The following is an 18,247-nucleotide window of genomic DNA, read 5'->3' as shown; positions in this document are numbered from 1 at the left end:
AGCAAGGGATAGGTTGCGGGTAAAAATACCCCTTTTGGATAGCACCCACTAGCCGGAATCTTATCCACATGCCCCCAACAGGCCGTCATTTTCATCCACAGCCTGTGGGTAACGTGGACAAGTGGATTGAATCGGTCCCGAATCCCTGACCGGGAAGAGTCAAGCTGTTGGCAAAACGGGGCACAGCGCATAAACCCCGCTGCCAAGCGCCCTACTATCATCATCATCCTTCTAAGAATCTAATTATAAGAGAGTATATGACGGGACCAGATGCCGGCCTTTCCACCGGAACCACCAAGCCGCTGCTTTCGGTGCTGAAGGGTGAATGTCCCGCCGTGCCGCCCATGTGGCTGATGCGTCAGGCGGGCCGATATCTGCCGGAATATCGCGCCTTGCGATCGGAAAAGGGCGGATTCCTGGAACTGGTCTATGACAGCCCTGCCGCCGCCGAAGTCACGCTCCAGCCGCTGCGCCGCTTCGGCTTTGACGGCGCTATCCTTTTTTCCGACATTTTGATCGTGCCCTATGCCATGGGCCAGGATCTCTGGTTCGAAACGGGGGAGGGGCCTCGCCTTGCACCGATCCTCAGTGAAACAGATCTCTCCGCGCTTAAACCCGACCTTGGCCGCTATGAGGCGGTCTATGAAACGGTGCGGCTGGTGAAGGCGGCGCTTGACCCGTCTGTCACCTTCCTTGGTTTTGCAGGCAGTCCCTGGACCATTTCCACCTATATGGTCGCGGGGCAGGGCAGCAAGGATCAGGGGGCGGCGCGACGCCTCGCCTATCAGGATCCCGAACGCTTCGGCGCGATCATTGACGCGATCGTCGATGCGACGGTTCTCTATCTTTCCGGCCAGATTCAGGCGGGTGTCGAAGCGGTGCAGCTGTTCGACAGCTGGGCAGGCAGCCTAGCCCCGCTCCAGTTCGAACGCTGGGTGATCGAACCCAATCGCCGCATCGTCGAAAAGCTCAAGGCCCTGCACCCCACCATTCCCATCATCGGCTTTCCCAAGGGCGCGGGCGCAAAGCTGGCCGACTATGCCGCCGGTACGGGTGTCGATGCGATCGGCGTTGATGAAACGGTCGATCCGCATTGGGCCAACCGCGTGCTGCCCCAGGGGCTGCCGGTGCAGGGCAATCTTGATCCGCTGGCGCTGATCGCCGGGGGCAGGGCGGTCGAGGAATCGGTCGACAATATCCGCGCGGCCTTTGCGGGCCGTCCGCATATCCTCAATCTTGGCCATGGCATCCTGCCCGACACGCCGATTGCGCATGTCGAAGCGTTGATCGCCTATGTCCGGCAAGGAAAGGATCGCTGATGCCCTATCTCGGCGCCGCCTATCTGTGGGTGAAGGCCGCCCATCTCATCTTCGTCATCTTTCTGATGGCGGGCCTGTTCATGATGCCGCGTTTCTTCGTCTATCACCACCAATGCGCCGTGGGATCGGACGAGGATCGCAAATGGATCGATCGCGAAAGGCGGTTGCTGAAAATCATCCTCAACCCTTCGCTGATACTGGTATGGCTATTCGGCCTCATGCTGATGGTCGAAATCGGCGCGTGGCATTTCGGCTGGTTTCACCTGAAACTGCTCTTCGTCCTGGGCCTGTCCGCCTATCATGGCTGGATCGCGGGCTATGTGAAGAAACTTGCTGTGGGCCAGCGCCCCATGACCGAGAAGAATCTGCGCCTCATCAACGAAATCCCCGGCATAGCCGCCGCCGTGATCGTCGTCGCGGTGATCGTAAAGCCCTTCTGACTCTCATCATCCCGGCAACTTCCCCCGGCGTCCCAGCGGAAGCTGGGATCTCGTGAGGTCACACTGAACGCCAGAGATTCCAGCTTCCGCTGGAATGACGGCAGTCACGCAACCGGCTCGACCGCGATATTGTCGATCAACCGGGTCCGCCCCAGCTTCGCCGCGCCCAGCAGGCGGGCAGGGCGGTCGAGCACGCTCATCGGCTCCAGCGTCACCGCATCGCACAGCGACACATAATCGACCGGGTCAAATCCATGTGCAGCCAACATCGTAATCGCCTTGGCAATGGCGGATTCAACGGTCGCGCCCTTTTCCATCTGCCGCGCCGCTTCGCCCAGCGCGCGGGGCAGGGCGAGCGCGGCCTTGCGCTCTTCCTCGGTCAGATAGGCGTTGCGCGATGACAGGGCCAGGCCATCCTCCGCCCGCTGCGTCGGCACGCCGATGATCTCGATGGGCATGTCGAGGTCGCGCACCATCTGCCGGATCATGGCGAGCTGCTGATAATCCTTCTCGCCGAACAGCGCGACCTGGGGCTGCACCTGGTTCAGCAGCTTGGAAACGACTGTGGCGACACCGTCGAAATGGCCCGGCCGCGCTGCGCCATCCAGTCCTTCGGTGACGCCGGAAACCGAAATATTGGTGGCATATCCTGCCGGATACATGACCTCGGGCGTCGGCGCCCACAGGATGTCGACGCCCGCCGCCTGGAGCATCTGTGCATCCTTGGCCTCGCGGCGCGGATAGCTATCGAGATCCTCATTGGCCCCGAACTGCTTGGGATTGACGAATATCGACACCACCACATGCCCGGCATGCCGCCGCGCCTCCTCTACCAGCGCCATATGGCCTTCATGCAGCGCGCCCATGGTCGGGACGAGCGCGACGGGCCGTCCGTCGCTTTTCAGGGCTTCAATCGCGGATCGCAGGGCAGGAAGGTCACGCAGGGTTTGCACGGGACGAATGGCTCCGATAAGGCAACGGCCAAGGGGAATAATATCCCGCTAAAGCCACGACCCGGCAACAGGGTCAAGAATCGTTGCGATAATAACGGGGGTATCAATGGGTCCGAATGCCCACGCGCATCATATCGTCTTCGCCAATGAAAAGGGCGGGACCGGCAAGTCAACGACGGCTGTCCACACCGCCATCGCGCTGACGGCGCTCGGGCACAGGGTCGGCATGATCGATCTCGACCCGCGCCAGCGCACCGTCACTCGCTACATGGAAAATCGCGCCGAAACCGCCCGGCGTCGCGGCATAGAGCTGCCCGCGCCCGAATTCGCCGTGTTCGAAGGGGACACGGTAGAGGCGCTGGAGGAACAGGCCACCGCCCTTGCGGAGGGCAAGGATTTTCTGGTCGTCGATACGCCCGGCCGCGACGATGTCTTCGCCCGGCACATGGCGGCTCGCGCGCACACGCTGGTGACGCCGATGAACGACAGTTTCGTCGATTTCGACCTCATCGGCCAGGTCGACGCCGAAACCTTCAAGGTCCGCCGCCTGTCCTTCTATTCCGAACTCATCTTCGAAGCGCGCAAGACGCGGGCAAAGGCGGATGGCGTCTCGATCGACTGGGTCGTCCTGCGCAACCGCGTCCAGCATCATGACGCCCGCAACAAGAAACGCGTTGGCGATGCCCTGATGGAACTGTCCCGCCGCGTCGGATTCCGGGTGATTCCGGGTCTCTCGGAACGCGTCATTTTCCGAGAGCTTTTCCCCTCGGGGCTCACCCTGCTCGACAAGGGGCATCTGGGCGACCTGGGCGTCAGCCATATCGCCGCCCGCCAGGAACTGCGCGAAATGGTGTCGGGGCTTTCGCTGCCAGCCCGGGAGGAAACGGCGTCGTTCGATCTGCTCGGCGCTGCTTGATGGGTCTTTTCGCGCTTCTTTTTCTCGGGCTTGCGGCCTGGCTGATCTGGACGGGACGGTTGCAACGCATGAGCGTGAAGGACGGAATGGTGCTGGGCGCCGCGCTGGTGGGCGCGGTGATGGCCGCCAAGGGCAAGCCGCTCGCCGGCGCGCCCTTGCTGATGGGAGCGGTCTACTTCTTCTTCAATCAGGCGAAGAAAAAGCCAAAGGCCGTGCGCTCGAAACAGCCATCGCCTGAAACCCTCAGCCTCGACAAGGCGCGCGCGCTGCTGGGTGTTGGCCCGGATGCCGACGCGAATGCGATTCGCGCGGCGCACCGGCGGCTGATCGCCTCGGTCCATCCCGACCGCGGGGGGACCGAAGCGCTGGCGGCGGAAATCAACGCCGCCCGCGACCTGCTGCTGGCCCAGGCAGCGGAAAAGGACGCGTCACGCCGGGGCTGATGCGATAGAAGGGTGCATGTCGATGGCCCACCCTTTCCACCCCTCGCTATTGCGCGAATATGACATGCGTGGCGTGTTTGGCGACACGCTGGACGAGCATGATGCCCATGCGGTCGGCCGCAGCTTCGGCACGCTGGTCAGGCGGCGCGGCGGATCAAGGGTGGTGATCGGCCGCGATGGTCGGCTGAGTTCGCCCTGCCTCGAATCCGCGCTCGCCGACGGCCTTGCCCAAAGCGGCGTGGATGTGCTGCGCATCGGCATCGGCCCCACGCCAATGCTCTATTATGCCGAAGCGGTCCTGGATGTTGACGGCGGCATTCAGGTAACCGGCAGCCATAATCCCGCCGATCACAATGGCTTCAAGCTGGTATTGGCGCATGAACCCTTTTTTGGCGCGGACATCGCCCGGCTTGGCAGCATGGCGGCGGCTGGCGACTGGGAAGAGGGCAGCGGCAGGGTCGAGAGCATCGACATCGTGGACCGCTATGTCGCCCGGTTGTTGCAAGGGTTCGACGGTGCGCCCTGCCGGATCGGCTGGGATGCGGGCAATGGCGCGGCTGGCCCCGTGATCGACAAGCTCGTCCAGCTGCTGCCGGGTGAGCATCACACGCTCTTCACCGAAATAGACGGTAATTTCCCCCATCATCACCCCGATCCCACGATCGAGGCGAATGTGCAGGATCTGCGCGCCCTTGTCCTTTTAAACAAACTCGATTTCGGAGTGGCTTTCGACGGCGACGGCGACCGCATCGGCGTGATTGACGGCAAGGGGCGGATTATCCAGGGCGACCAGCTGCTCGGTCTGTTCGCCGAACTGGTCCTGAAAAACCGGCCCGATGCGACGATCGTTGCCGATGTGAAATCCAGCCAGGCGCTGTTCGACCGTGTCGCCGCGCTTGGCGGCCGACCGCTCATGTGGAAGACCGGGCACAGCCACATCAAATCCAAAATGAAGGAGGTTGGCAGTCCCTTAGGCGGCGAGATGACGGGTCACATCATGTTCGCCGACGATTATTACGGCTTCGACGACGGCCTCTACGCCGCGATACGGCTGATCCGTGCCGCGAGCGAGTCTGGCGAGACGATCGCCTCCCTTCACGATCATATGCCCGTCATGCTGAACACCCCGGAACTGCGCTTTCGCGTCGAGGAAAGCCGCAAGTTCGCGATCGTGGAGGAGATTCTGTCCCGCCTGCGGGCGGAGGGCGCAAGCATTGATGAAACGGACGGCGCGCGCGTCGCTTCCGATTCCGGCTGGTGGCTCCTGCGAGCGTCCAATACGCAGGCAGAACTGGTGGCCAGGCTGGAGGCGCATGACCCTGACGGGTTGGAGCGCCTTCGCACCGAACTACTCTCGCAATTGCGGCAGTCAGGGGTCGTTCCGAACGGCTGAACGGCCCTGTTATAGTGATCGGCCGGAAAAATTCGCGAGGCACTTCAACCGCTTTACCTTACGGAACCATGGCGTTTCGGCGTCGATTGCATGAAACGCAATCAAGCCTCCGTCTTTCGCAGTTGCGGTATGCCGGGTCGAAAGGCAGAAGGAATGGGCCTTTCAGGCATCCTCTCCTAAAACTTTCAAAGCCGTCCTTCGGGGCGGCTTTTTTTTGTCCCTCGCGACGCGCGCGCCTTTTTGGAGTGCTGAACTGGAAATTAACCATATCGCTGCTAGGCGATGCCTGGATTAGTTCAGAGAGGTTCTTCAATGCTCTTCAGTCGCGGCGCAACTGCCCGCTTCCTGGCCGCACTCGCCCTGACGGTTCCCGTCCCGGCACTTGCTGGCGGTTTCTATCTGCAGGAACAGTCGCCCAAGGAAACCGGCCGCGCGCTTTCCGGCGGCGCGGCGGCGGCTGACGATCCATCCACCGTTTATTTCAACCCTGCCGCCATGACCCAGTTGCCCGGCATCCAGATGTCGGCGGGAAGCGTCATGCTGTTCGCGTCGTCGGCGCAGGACAATCGCGGTACGAACCGCACCGTCCCCGGCCTTCCCGGTTCCGTGCCGGTATCGGGCGGTTCAGGTGGCCAACCCTTTGACAGCCTGATCCCCGTACCCAGCTTTCATGCGACGGGACAGGTCACCGACCGGCTCTGGCTGGGTTTGAGCGTGACCGCGCCCTTCGGCCTGAAGCTGGACTATGATCCGGATTTCTTTGGCCGCTACGATTCCCTTCATACCGACCTTAAAACCTATAATGTCCAGCCTTCCTTCGCCTACCGGATCAGCGACAGCCTCTCGATCGGCGGCGGCGTGGATGTGCAATATGCCAAGGTGACGCTCACCAACGCCCTGCCCAACCTGTCCCCGCTTGATGCCGACGGGATGTCCCGGGTCAAGGGCGACGACCTGTCGCTGGGCTGGAACGCAGGGCTTTTCTACACCAATGGCGTCACCAATGTCGGCGTCCATTACCGGTCTGGAATGGACCACCATATCGAAGGCAGCTCGACCCTGTCGGGCTTGCTCGGACCGCTTTCCGCCGTCAATGGGACGACGCCCGCATCGTCCGCGCTTCGCTTGCCCGACATCGCCACGGTCAGCATGATGCACCGGTTGACGCCACGCGCCCGGGCGATGCTAACCGCGCGCTGGTATAACTGGTCGGTTTTCCGCGACATCTCCATCACTTCGGGCACCGGCACGTCGGTCAAGGAACTGGAATATCGCGACAGTTTCAGCGTCAGCGCAGGCGGCGAATATGATGTCAGCCCCGCTTTGACGTTGCGCGCGGGCACGATGTTTGACCGCACGCCCACCAATCCCCAATATCAATCGACGCGCGTGCCCGATGGCGACCGCGTCTGGCTGTCGACCGGGGCCAGCTGGACCATGTCGTCCGCGCTCACGGTCAATCTCAGCTATGCGCATAATTTCATAGAACAGGCGACGGTGATCCGGCCCGACCGATTTTATTCAGGGTCGGCCAGCGTGACCGCGAGCACCCTGTCGCGGGTCAGCGGAAATGTTGATCAGATCGCCGCGTCGGTCACGGCGCGCTTTTAACAGCGCGGTTTCAACTGGGGCCGGGAATCACTATAGGGGCGTCATCATCATGGAGCCCCTCGTTCATGTCCGACCATAATCCCGGCCTTCGCCCCTGGCGCGACATCGCTCGCCGCCAATGCCGCCAGATCATGGTCGGCAACGTGCCCGTAGGCGGCGGCGCGCCGGTCACTGTCCAGACCATGACCAATACCCCGACCCATGACGTCAAGGCGACCGTGGATCAGATCCGCCGGTGCGAGGAAGTGGGCGTGGACATCATCCGCGTCTCCTGCCCGGATGAGGAATCGACCGCGGCGCTGAAACAGATTGTCCGCGCCGCCCGCGTGCCGATCGTCGCCGACATTCATTTCCATTATAAACGCGCTCTGGAAGCGGCCGATGCGGGCGCGGCCTGCCTGCGCATCAACCCCGGCAATATCGGCAGCGAAGCGCGGGTGAAGGAAGTGGTCGACGCGGCCAAGGCCAATGGCTGCGCGATCCGTATCGGCGTCAATGCCGGTTCCCTTGAAAAGGATCTGCTCGAAAAATATGGCGAGCCCTGCCCGGAGGCACTGGTCGAAAGCGCGCTCGACCATATCAAGCTGCTCCAGGACCAGGATTTCCATGAATATAAGGTCGCGGTAAAAGCCAGCGACGTATTCCTTGCCGTCGCCGCCTATATGCAGCTTGCCGAAGCGGTCGATTGTCCCCTGCACCTTGGCATTACCGAAGCGGGCGGCCTGATCGGCGGCACGGTGAAAAGCGCGATCGGCATCGGCAACCTGCTCTGGGCCGGGGTCGGCGACACGATCCGCGTCTCTCTTTCCGCCGAACCGGAAGAGGAAGTGCGCGTCGGCTATGAAATCCTGAAATCCCTCGGCATCCGCACGCGCGGGGTCAAGGTCATCTCCTGCCCCAGCTGCGCGCGGCAGGGTTTCGACGTGATCCGCACCGTGCAGGCGCTGGAGGAACGTCTCCAGCATATCCACACGCCCCTGTCGCTGTCGGTCCTTGGCTGCGTGGTCAATGGTCCCGGCGAAGCGCGCGAAACCGACATCGGCCTGACCGGCGGCGGCGCGGGCAAGCATATGGTCTATCTTTCCGGCCTCACCGATCACACGATCCAGGATGAAGGCATGATCGACCATATCGTCAACCTGGTCGAAGCCAAGGCAGCGGAGATCGAGGCGGCGAAGCTGGAAGCGGAAACCACCGACGCGGGCAACGCAGAGGCGGCGGAATAGGGCAGGGGGCGGCTTCCCGGCCCGCGATCGTTTGTGGCGGACCGACCCATTTGCTCGGTAACAATTAGCTTGCTCACTATCACTCCCGTTCGGGCTGAGCCTGTCGAAGCCCTTCCCGAACGTCCGTGGCAAGCAGGCAGTCGAAAGAGCCTTTTCTTCTTAAGCTCCACCCGCGAAACGCCGCGCCCCTTCCACCGCCACAGCGATGTCATGAACATAACCCAGTCCCGCTCTCTCGCCGTCCCTTTCGCCGTCTGCTGGGCTGCGGTCGCGCTTTTCGCCGTGATGGACGCGACGATGAAGGGACTCAGCCTTTCCATCGGCCTCTTCAATGCGCTGTTCTGGCGCGCCCTGACCGGCAGCCTGCTTGGCCTCGCCCTCATGCTCGTCAGCCGCCATCGCTGGCCCCGACCGGCGGTGCTGCGGCTGCATCTGCTGCGCGGCAGCGTGGTCGCGGTGATGGCCAGCCTTTTCTTCTGGGCGCTCATGCGCATGCCGCTGGCCGAAGCCATCGCCCTGTCCTTCATCGCCCCGCTGATCGCCCTGTATCTCGCGGCGCTGCTGTTGGGGGAACGGGTCGAGCGCGCCGCTGTCGCGGCATCGCTGCTTGGGCTTGGGGGCGTCGGGGTGATCCTCTCGGGCCGGATGCAGGGCAGCTATGACTGGGACGCGCTGCTGGGCGCGGGGGCGGTGCTGCTGTCGGCCGTTCTTTTCGCCTGGAACCTCATCCTCCAGCGGCAACAGGCGCAACTCGCCTCCCCGGTCGAGGTCGCCTTTTTCCAGCATCTCGTGATGTTTGGCCTGTTCGGTGCGTGCGCCCTGGCTGCGGGGCTGTTGCCAGCATGGGGGGTGCTGCGCCTCGATGTGCCCGAGGCGCATTCCTGGCTGCTGATCGCCCTGGCCGCCGCGCTCGCCTTCACCTCGCTCGCCGCTTTCGCCTGGGCTTATGCGCGGGCGGAGGCGCAATATCTGATCCCGGTGGAATATACCGCCTTCGTCTGGGCGGCGATCATCGGCTGGCTGGCCTTTGGCGAGCGGCTGACCTTCTCCACCCTCGCGGGGGCCGTGCTTATCGTCGCAGGCTGCCTGATCGCCGCGCGCGTAAAGCGCCCGATCGAAATGCATGAAGGAATCGCATAGCGCTTCACGGACGCGCAAATTCCTTTCTTCTCGCCACTTCATTCACGCATTCGATCAAGCCGAGCCGAAAACCCGGACTCTTGACGCGGACTCCCCGCTCGGCGCATTGTGCCGAAACGGAACATTTGGGGGACATTCAAGACCATGGCTGTCAGCCGCGGAGCCAAGCGCACGCCGGAATGGCGCGAAATGCTGAAACGCAGTCTGATCCGCAGCGGCGCGCTAATCAGCGCGATCGCGCTGATGCTGGTCACGCTGTTCCTGGCGCTCGCGCTGCTCAGCTTCCGCTTAAGCGATCCATCGATGATGACGGTCGCCGACGATCAGGTCCAGAACATCATGGGCTGGCCGGGCGCATGGGTGTCCGCTTTCCTGTTCACCCTGTTCGGCGTGCCGATCGCGCTGCTGTTGCCCCTGCTGGCGATCACCGCTCGCCGCCTGTGGGGCGATCAGGACATGACCGGGTGGAAATCGCAATTCGGCAAATGTTTTGGCGGCATCGCGCTGGTCGGCATTGCGCTGGCCATGTTCCAGCCGGATTCGCTGATCGACCTTCCCTCCGGCTGGGGCGGGCTGCTCGGTTTAGCGACAGCCAATGGCGTGCGCAGCCTGGCGGTTCAGGCGGGAGCGGCACAGGGCTGGATTACTGGCATCCTCATCGTGCTGACGCTGATAGGTGGGCTAGCGCTCTGGTATCGCAGCCTGGCGCTTGAAAAGCCGATCCTGGCGCTCCGTCGCCCCACCATGCCGAAACTTGCCCTGCCACGGCCCAGCTTCGCCCTGGCCGGGTCTGGCGCGACCGCGGATCTGGATGATGAAGCCGAGGCCGAGGATAGGGTGGTCGCGCCGCGCCGGACGGTCAGCAACGAGCCCAAACCGCCCATCACCATCCAGACGCCCAAGCCCGCCCCGGCGCAGCGGCAGATGGCGCCGGTGTCGCAGGATGACCTGTTCGGCAATAGCTCGCTGCCCTCCCCCGACCTGCTGAACCCGATCCCTGCGAGCCAGAACCAAAAGATCGACAAGGCGGCGCTCGAACGGAATGCGCGGTTGCTGGAATCCGTGCTCGACGACTTCCATGTGAAGGGCAATATCGTCGAGGTTCGTCCCGGTCCGGTCGTGACGATGTATGAGCTGGAGCCCGCGCCGGGGATCAAGGCCAGTCGTGTCATCGCGCTGGCTGATGACATTGCCCGCAACATGTCAGCCCTCTCGGCCCGCGTCGCCACGATTCCGGGACGCACCGTCATCGGCATCGAACTGCCCAACGCGAATCGGGAAGGGGTGTCGTTCCGCGAACTCATCACGTCCGAACAGTTTGTGCAGGATGCTACGCTGCCGATCATCCTGGGCAAGAATATCTCTGGCGAGCCGATCATCGCCGATCTTGCGCCGATGCCACATCTGCTGATCGCGGGCACGACCGGATCGGGCAAGTCGGTGGGCCTCAACGCCATGATCCTGTCGCTGCTCTACCGCATGACGCCGGATCAGCTGCGTCTCATCATGATCGACCCCAAGATGCTCGAACTGTCGACCTATGACGACATCCCGCATCTTCTCTCACCCGTGGTCACCGAACCGGCCAAGGCTATTCGCGCACTGAAATGGGCGGTGGAGCAGATGGAGGACCGCTATCGCATGATGGCGTCTATTTCCGTCCGGAATCTCGCCAATTACAATGAAAAGGTCCGCGCCGCGAAGGCAAAGGGCAAGCCCCTGGGCCGCCGCGTCCAGACCGGTTACGACCCGGAAACCGGCAAGCCGATCTATGAGGAAGAGCAGCTGGATTTCCAGCCGCTGCCGCAGATCGTGGTGGTCGTGGACGAGCTGGCCGACCTGATGATGACGGCGGGCAAGGAAGTCGAATTTCTGATCCAGCGTCTCGCGCAAAAGGCGCGCGCCGCAGGCATCCACCTGATCCTCGCCACCCAGCGTCCATCGGTTGATGTCATCACCGGCGTCATCAAGGCAAACCTGCCTACCCGCATCAGCTTCTTCGTGACGTCGAAGATCGACAGTCGCACCATCTTGGGCGAACAGGGCGCCGAACAGCTGCTGGGCAAAGGCGACATGCTCTACATGCACGGTGGCAAGGGATTGATGCGCGTTCACGGTCCCTTCGTTTCGGATGATGAGGTACGGGTAGTCGCCGATCATTGGCGGGCTCAGGGCCAGCCCGACTATATCTCCGCCGTCACCGAAGAACCGGAAGAAGGCAGCTTTGCGCTTGATGGCGTCGATCTGGGCGACGATAGTCCCGACGCGCAGCTGTTCCGAAAGGCCTGCCAGCTCGTCTTCGAAAATCAGAAAGCATCCACCAGCTGGCTCCAGCGCCAGCTGCGGGTCGGCTACAATAGCGCCGCGCGCCTCATTGAACGGATGGAAGAAGAAGGACTGGTCGGCCCGCCCAACCATGTTGGTCGCCGGGAAGTACTGCGTGACGAAAATGGCAACCCGATCTGATCACGATTGCGTCAAATGCAACCGCCTTCGTGCATTACGCATTTGCTCAAAAAATCCATGCCGTTCAATAAGGAACTGCCTTTCAGGCATCCTCTCCTAAAACTTCCAGGCTGGTCTTCGGACCGGCCTTTTTTTTGGCCGCGCGGCACCGTACAGCGGACAGGCAATCGAGCGGCAGGGCGAGCGTCATCAGTTCGCGGGTTCAGGAACGCATCAGTTCACCATGGGTTCAATGCATCGCCCCTATTTTTGACCCCTTAACAACGCGGAGAAAAATGCATGAAGCGCCTGGTTGCGCCCCTCATACTGGCTCTTGGCGCCGCGCCCCTGCCGAATTTGGCCGCCCCTGCGGTTGCGCAGCAGGCACAGCGGGGTCTCGAGCAAGTGAATGCCTATATTCGTGGCGTCACGACCATGACGGCCGACTTCACTCAGACTGACCGTAATGGCCAGACGCTAACGGGCAAGCTGACCCTGAAGCAGCCCGGCAAAATCCGCTTTCAGTATCAGAAGGGCGTGCCGATGCTGATCGTCGGCGATGGGAAGGCCCTGACCATGATCGACTATGAAGTCCGCCAGGTGCAGCGCTGGCCGATCGGCAGCTCGCCGCTTGGCGCTCTGCTTGATCCCCGAAAAGACCTGTCCCGCTTCGGCAAGCTGATCCAGACCGGCGATCCGAAGGTGATCAGCGTTCAGGCGCGCGATCCCAAGCGTCCCGATTTCGGTACGATCACCATGATCTTCGAGCGGGATCCTTCTGGCCCGGCGGGACTGCAACTCTACGGCTGGGTGGCGCTGGACTCGCAGAATAACCGGACCACGGTGCGACTTTCCAACCAGCGCTATGGCGTCGCCGTGGCTGATTCGGCTTTCCGCTGGAACGATCCGCGGCCAAAGGGGCGTTCCGCGGGCGGATGAACTGGGCTTGGGTTGAGATGGACGGATTGACGGTTAATCCTGTTCATCTTCGGCTCATATCCAGAGCTCTAATAAGGACTCCACGGCGAGAGACGAAGACCGGGATTTCCCCCCTGTTACCCGGAACCTTGGCTCCCGTCGCAAAGCGCTTAAAGGGCGCGATCGAGACCCCCGTTCCATGCCCCCGGAGCGGGGGTCTTAATTTGTAGCCTTCTCCCTGCGCCGAGTCTCCTGCAGACCTTGCACCTCCTATCGCGGGGTCTTAGGGGATCAGCATGCCGCAGACACTCAGCATCGCCTCCTGGAACATCAACAGCGTTCGTGCCCGGCTCGACATTGTGGAACGTTTCCTGACCGAGGAAGCGCCCGACATCTTATGCCTTCAGGAAACGAAGGTGGTGAACGAGACATTCCCCACCGACATGTTTCGAAGGATGGGTTATGTGCATCAGGTGCTGAACGGTCAACGCATGCACCACGGCGTCGCGATCATGAGCAGGGTGCCGATCCATGAGGATGACCGGCTTGACTGGCAGGCCAATGGAGAGGCGCGGCATGTCGGTGTCCGGCTCGACAATGGCGTGCGGATCGAAAATGTCTATGTGCCGGCCGGCGGGGACGTGCCGGATCGCTCGGTAAATCCGAAATTCGGCCAGAAGCTCGATTTCCTGGAGCGGATGATCCAATGGTCCGCGCAGCTTGAAGACAAGCCGACGATCCTGACCGGCGACTTCAACATCGCCCCGATGGAATGCGATGTGTGGAGCCACAAGCAGCTTCTGAACGTAGTCAGCCATACGCCGGTGGAATGCGAACTGCTTGAACGGCTGCAGATTTCAAATGACTGGGTCGATATTGGCCGCAAATTCTTCCCCGCGCCGGAGCGGCTCTATACCTGGTGGAGCTACCGCGCACGGGACTGGGCCGAATCCGATCGGGGGCGGCGGCTTGACCATATGTGGATGACGCAGGACGTTGCGGCAAAGGCGACCGCCCATCGCGTCGTCGAACCTGCCCGAAGCTGGACCAAGCCGTCGGACCATGTCCCGATCATTACGGAGTTCGCCTTCTAATGGGTTTCGGGTCATGAAGGGGCGCGCCGCCGCCCGCGCCATTGATGCGCTGCGCCGGGGATGGGCTGTGACCATCCATGCCGCCGATGGAGACTTGCGCATCATGGCCGTCGAAGGGGCGGACGCGGTGACGCTGGCTGATTTCGACCCCTCGAACGAGGCGGATATACTGGTGGCGGCAGCGCGGGGCGAGACGCTTAAACTGGCAAACCAGCTGGCGGCGGCTGATCCGGACATGCCTGTGCTGATCGCCCGCGCTCCTTGGATCGACGGGGCAGTCGCCATGGCCATCGCCGACCCGGTACTCGACCTGGCGTCGCCGCTGAAAGGGCCTTTTGCCGCCAAGCCAATCGCAGCCCCGGCGGCCGCCAAGGCTGCACTGAAACTCGCACGGCTGGCGGGTATCCTGCCGGCTTATTTCGTGGTGCCAGACGGCGATAGCGAAGCAAGGGTAAGCGCGGACGAGCTGGACGCTTATGACGATGCCACGCACCTTGCCATAGCAACCCGCGCCCGCCTGCCCGTATCCGCCAGCGAAACGGCTGAGATCGTTGCGTTCCGTAGCCCGGACGAGCCGCGCGAGCATGTGGCGCTTGTCATCGGGACACGCGATTCCTCGCTGCCGGTGGTCAGGCTGCATAGTGAATGCCTCACGGGAGATGTGCTGGGCAGCCTCAAATGCGATTGTGGACCGCAACTGCATCAAGCCCTCCACCAGATCGCGGATTCGACCTGGGGCGTGCTGCTCTATCTGCGGCAGGAGGGGCGCGGGATTGGCCTGATCAACAAGTTGCGCGCTTATGCGCTGCAGGATCAGGGCTTCGACACAGTCGATGCCAATGTCCGGCTGGGCTTTGCCATTGATGCGCGCGATTTTTCGGTCGCGGCGCGGATGCTCGACTTGCTGGGCATAGGCGGCGTCCGTCTGCTCACCAATAATCCCAACAAGGTTGGGGGATTGGAAAAGGCGGGCATCAAGGTTGCTGAGCGGCTGCCCATTATCCTGCCCTCCAATCCCCATAATGAACAATATCTGGCCACCAAACGCGACCGTACCGGCCATCAGCTATGACCGTCATCCGCGTTGATAGCGCTGCCGGCAGGCTGCGGTTCGACGGAATGGAGATGGCATGCACTCTTGGCAGGAGCGGCGTGTGCGCGGCGGCTGGTAAGCGGGAAGGCGATGGCTGCACGCCGGTTGGCAGCTGGCCGGTGCGAGGCATTTTGCTGCGGCCGGGCCGAGTGGAGGCCAAAGGCATTCGGCTACCCTGGCGCTGGGTAAGGGAAGGTGACGGCTGGTCCGACGACCCGGCTGACCCAGCCTATAACCGTCCGGTGCATCTGCCCCGAAATTTCTCTGCCGAAACACTGCTGCGCGATGACGATGCCTATGACGTGATCGTCGTGCTGGGCCATAATGACGCGCCGCCGGTGCCGGGGCGAGGGAGCGCCATTTTCTTCCACTTGTCCGAAGGGCGTCCGACCGCCGGATGCATTGCGATCGACAGGCACGATATGCTGGAATTGTTGCCACTGCTCGCGCCGGGCGATGTTATGGAAATAGCATAGGCGCGAGCGTTTACGCCTGTTGCAGCGCTTCTCCCACCTCGCCGTCAGCCGCGTCCCGCAAACGCCGTTCCAGGGTCTGGGTGCGCCCCTTGCTCTCGATCTTTCCGCCCAGAAGGTCCGTCACGTAAAAGGTATCAACGGCGCGCTCGCCATAGGTGGCGACATGCGCGCTGTGCACCGTGACCTTCGACTGAAACAGGGCATTGGCCAGGCTGAAGAGCAGTGCCGGGCGATCTCGGGCATTGACTTCGATCACCGTGAAGCGGTTCGACGCCTTATTGTCGATCAGCACATTGGGTTCGATCCGGAACGCCTCGGCGCGGGTGCGGGGCAGGGGGCGGGCTTCCAGCTTGGTGATCATGCGGTGCCGGTTGGCGAGCGAGTCCTCGATGGCGTTGCGTATGCGGGTAAGCTGTTCCGGGCTGTGGAAAGCGCCGCCCAGCGGGTCCTGCACCAGGAAATTGTCGATCGCGACGCCATCGCGTGTGGTATGGATGCGCGCGTCTATGATGTTGCCGCCGGCCAGATGGATGGCGCCCGCAATGCGGTAGAAGAGGCCCGGATGGTCAGCAGCATAGACGGTGACGAGCGTCGCGCCCCGCTGCGGGTAATATTGCGCGGCTATCGATAACGGAGAGTCGCCGGATTGCAGGATGTGCTGGGCATTGTGGATCAGTATGTCCTCTGGCTCCGCAATCCAGTAGGATTCAGGCAGGCGGTTGGTCAGCTTCTGGAAATCGTCCGCCGACATGCCGAGTGCCTTGCGAAGCGACTCCTGTTTGGCGGTAACGCGCTCGCCACGCCCCTTTTGCTTATGGCCAAGCCGCAGCTTTTCTTCTGCCGCATCATAAAGGTCGCCCAGCAACTGGCGTTTCCAACTGTTCCATACGCCCGGACCGACCGCGCGAATATCCACGACAGTCAGGCACAGCAGCAGACGCAGGCGCTCAGGGCTCTGCACGACTTCGACGAAGTCCAGGATCGTCTTGTAATCGGCCAGGTCGCGTTTAAAGGCGGTGGCGGACATCAGCAGATGATGGCGCACCAGCCATGCGACCGTTTCGGTTTCGGCGGCGCTGAGGCCCAGTCGCGGGCAGAGCCGCTCGGCCACCTCGGCGCCCAATATGCTGTGATCGCCGCCCCTGCCCTTGGCGATGTCATGCAGTAGAACGGCTACATAGAGCACGCGGCGCGACAAGAGCTTGCCCATGATCTCGGTCGAAAGCGGATGATCTTGCGCCAGATCGCCCTTTTCGATGCGGGCCAGCAGACCAACGGCCCGGATGGTGTGTTCGTCCACCGTATAGTGATGGTACATGTCGAACTGCATCTGCGCGACCACACGGCGGAAATCGGGAACGAAGCGGCCGAACACCGTCGATTCATTCATCCAGCGCAGCACGGTTTCAGGATCACGCGGAGAGGTCAGCACATCCATGAAGGCCGTGTTGGCGCGCGGATCACGGCGGATCTTGGCGGTGATGAGGCCCGCATCGCGGCTTGCCGTGCGCATCGCGCTGGGGTGGATGCCCAGTTCATGGCGATCCGCGACGGCGAAGATTTCGATCAGCCGCACCGGATCCTGCTGAAAGAAATCGTCGCTCGGCAGGGCAAGGCGGCCACGTTCCAGCACGAAGCCGTCCAGCTTCTTGGGCCGGCGGAAGATAGCCGGGATATACCGCCGCCCCTTGGGACCCATCTGGTCATCCAGATGGGCCAGGAACACGGCGGTCAGATCGCCCACCGTCTTTGCGTTCAGGAAATAATAGCGCATGAACCGCTCGACCCCAGACCGGCCCTGCCGTCCGATGAAGTGCATCCGCGTCGCTGTTTCCAGCTGTAAGTCGAATGTCAGACGGTCTTCCGCGCGCCCCGTGATCATGTGCAGGTGGCAGCGAACGGCCCAGAGGAAATCCTCCGCTCTCTGGAACTGGCGTAGCTCCTGCTGTGTCAACAGGCCAACATCGACCAGCTCGGCCACCGATTTCACCCGGTTCACATATTTGCCGATCCAGAACAGCGTGTGCAGATCGCGCAGGCCGCCCTTGCCTTCCTTCACATTGGGTTCGACGACATAGCGGCTGTCGCCCATTCGCTTGTGCCGCTCCTCACGCTCTCCCAATTTCTCGGTAACAAAGGCCCGGGCTGTGCCTTGCATAATTTCGGCGTCGAAGCGCTTGGCGGTTTCTTCGTAAAGAGCCCGGTCGCCCCATACATAGCGAGCCTCCAGCAGCGCCGTGCGGACAGTCAGGTCGGCCTTGGCCATGCGCATGGTCTCATCGATCGAGCGACTGGAATGCCCTACCTTCAGGCCCAGGTCCCAGAGTGAATAGAGCATCGATTCGATGACCTGCTCTGTCCAGCCAGTCGGCTTCCAGGGTGTGACGAAGGCGATGTCGACGTCGCTGTGCGGCGCCATCTCGCCGCGTCCATAGCCGCCCACCGCCATCAACATGATGCGCTCCCCGGTGCTGCGGTTGCTTGCCGGATACAGATGATGCGTCGTCGCATCGTAAAGCAAGCGCAGGATCTGGTCGATCAGGAAGGCAAAAGCGGTGACCGCTTCTCGCCCGCGCGTCGGTTTGGCTTCCAGACGCCGCGCTACGTCAAGGCGCCCGGCATCCAAGGCTGCTTTCAGTTCGTTGACGATCAGCGCGCGCATCTTTGCCGGATCGCTCCGATGATCGTGCGCGAGGGCGTTGATGCTGTCAGAAATCGCGCGCCGATCAATGATCGTACGACGCGATCCCAGGGAGGGGAAGTGCATGACCATGGACTTA

General features: G+C 62.3%; 15 protein-coding genes. 13 read left to right on the top strand and 2 right to left on the bottom strand.

Features of this window, described 5'->3' with window-relative positions:
* Nucleotides 1-257 precede the first annotated feature (257 nt).
* Entirely contained in the window at nt 258-1,319 is a 1,062-nt protein-coding gene (hemE, locus tag K663_RS16555) for a uroporphyrinogen decarboxylase (protein WP_062120016.1), read from the top strand.
* Nucleotides 1,319-1,759 carry a CopD family protein gene (locus K663_RS16550; protein ID WP_062120013.1) on the top strand — a complete coding sequence of 147 codons (441 nt, stop codon included), beginning with the start codon at nt 1,319-1,321 and terminating at the stop codon, nt 1,757-1,759. The genes hemE and K663_RS16550 overlap by 1 nt, the downstream gene beginning before the upstream one ends.
* Nucleotides 1,760-1,863: 104 nt before the next feature.
* Here the strand turns inward: K663_RS16550 and panC are convergent, their stop codons facing one another.
* Nucleotides 1,864-2,712 (bottom strand): pantoate--beta-alanine ligase, encoded by an 849-nt coding sequence (gene panC / locus K663_RS16545; protein WP_062120010.1) that lies wholly within the window; start codon nt 2,710-2,712, stop codon nt 1,864-1,866.
* A 106-nt stretch (nt 2,713-2,818) separates the two neighbouring features.
* Between panC and K663_RS16540 the strand changes: the two genes are divergently transcribed.
* The 11 genes from K663_RS16540 to K663_RS16490 all read left to right on the top strand — a co-directional run bounded on the left by K663_RS16540 (nt 2,819) and on the right by K663_RS16490 (nt 15,467).
* Nucleotides 2,819-3,628, top strand: a complete 810-nt coding sequence (locus K663_RS16540) for a division plane positioning ATPase MipZ (RefSeq protein WP_062120007.1) — start codon at nt 2,819-2,821, stop codon at nt 3,626-3,628.
* A complete protein-coding gene (locus K663_RS16535) occupies nt 3,628-4,071 on the top strand; it encodes a J domain-containing protein (RefSeq protein WP_062120004.1) in 444 nt (147 codons plus the stop codon). The genes K663_RS16540 and K663_RS16535 overlap by 1 nt, the downstream gene beginning before the upstream one ends.
* Nucleotides 4,072-4,093: 22 nt before the next feature.
* Nucleotides 4,094-5,464: a phosphoglucomutase/phosphomannomutase PgmG gene (pgmG, locus tag K663_RS16530; RefSeq protein ID WP_062121120.1), complete on the top strand. Its 1,371-nt coding sequence runs from the start codon at nt 4,094-4,096 to the stop codon at nt 5,462-5,464.
* Between the two features lie 312 nt (nt 5,465-5,776).
* Nucleotides 5,777-7,075, top strand: coding sequence for an OmpP1/FadL family transporter (locus K663_RS16525; RefSeq protein WP_062120001.1), 1,299 nt, complete (start codon nt 5,777-5,779; stop codon nt 7,073-7,075).
* 65 nt (nt 7,076-7,140) lie between these two features.
* Nucleotides 7,141-8,301: a flavodoxin-dependent (E)-4-hydroxy-3-methylbut-2-enyl-diphosphate synthase gene (gene ispG, locus K663_RS16520; RefSeq protein WP_037468982.1), complete on the top strand. Its 1,161-nt coding sequence runs from the start codon at nt 7,141-7,143 to the stop codon at nt 8,299-8,301.
* A gap of 210 nt (nt 8,302-8,511) precedes the next feature.
* The gene (locus K663_RS16515) at nt 8,512-9,441 is read left to right on the top strand and encodes a DMT family transporter (protein WP_201026651.1); all 930 of its coding nucleotides are present in this window, start codon (nt 8,512-8,514) and stop codon (nt 9,439-9,441) included.
* A 144-nt stretch (nt 9,442-9,585) separates the two neighbouring features.
* A complete protein-coding gene (locus tag K663_RS16510; protein WP_062119998.1) occupies nt 9,586-11,907 on the top strand; it encodes an FtsK/SpoIIIE family DNA translocase in 2,322 nt (773 codons plus the stop codon).
* 279 nt (nt 11,908-12,186) lie between these two features.
* A complete protein-coding gene (locus K663_RS16505; protein WP_062119995.1) occupies nt 12,187-12,825 on the top strand; it encodes a LolA family protein in 639 nt (212 codons plus the stop codon).
* A 275-nt stretch (nt 12,826-13,100) separates the two neighbouring features.
* The gene (gene xth / locus K663_RS16500; RefSeq protein ID WP_062119992.1) at nt 13,101-13,898 is read left to right on the top strand and encodes an exodeoxyribonuclease III; all 798 of its coding nucleotides are present in this window, start codon (nt 13,101-13,103) and stop codon (nt 13,896-13,898) included.
* A 13-nt stretch (nt 13,899-13,911) separates the two neighbouring features.
* Nucleotides 13,912-14,970, top strand: coding sequence for a GTP cyclohydrolase II (ribA, locus tag K663_RS16495; RefSeq protein ID WP_062119989.1), 1,059 nt, complete (start codon nt 13,912-13,914; stop codon nt 14,968-14,970).
* On the top strand, nt 14,967-15,467 hold the full coding sequence (locus K663_RS16490; protein ID WP_062119986.1) for a L,D-transpeptidase family protein: 501 nt from the start codon (nt 14,967-14,969) through the stop codon (nt 15,465-15,467). The genes ribA and K663_RS16490 overlap by 4 nt, the downstream gene beginning before the upstream one ends.
* A 10-nt stretch (nt 15,468-15,477) precedes the next feature.
* Here the strand turns inward: K663_RS16490 and K663_RS16485 are convergent, their stop codons facing one another.
* Nucleotides 15,478-18,240, bottom strand: coding sequence for a [protein-PII] uridylyltransferase (locus K663_RS16485; protein ID WP_062119983.1), 2,763 nt, complete (start codon nt 18,238-18,240; stop codon nt 15,478-15,480).
* Between the last annotated feature and the right edge of the window lie 7 nt (nt 18,241-18,247).

Source organism: Sphingobium sp. MI1205, assembly GCF_001563285.1.
Taxonomy (GTDB): Bacteria; Pseudomonadota; Alphaproteobacteria; order Sphingomonadales; family Sphingomonadaceae; genus Sphingobium.
Note: the sequence above shows the minus strand (reverse complement) of the source record. Positions and strands in the feature narration are given on the sequence as shown.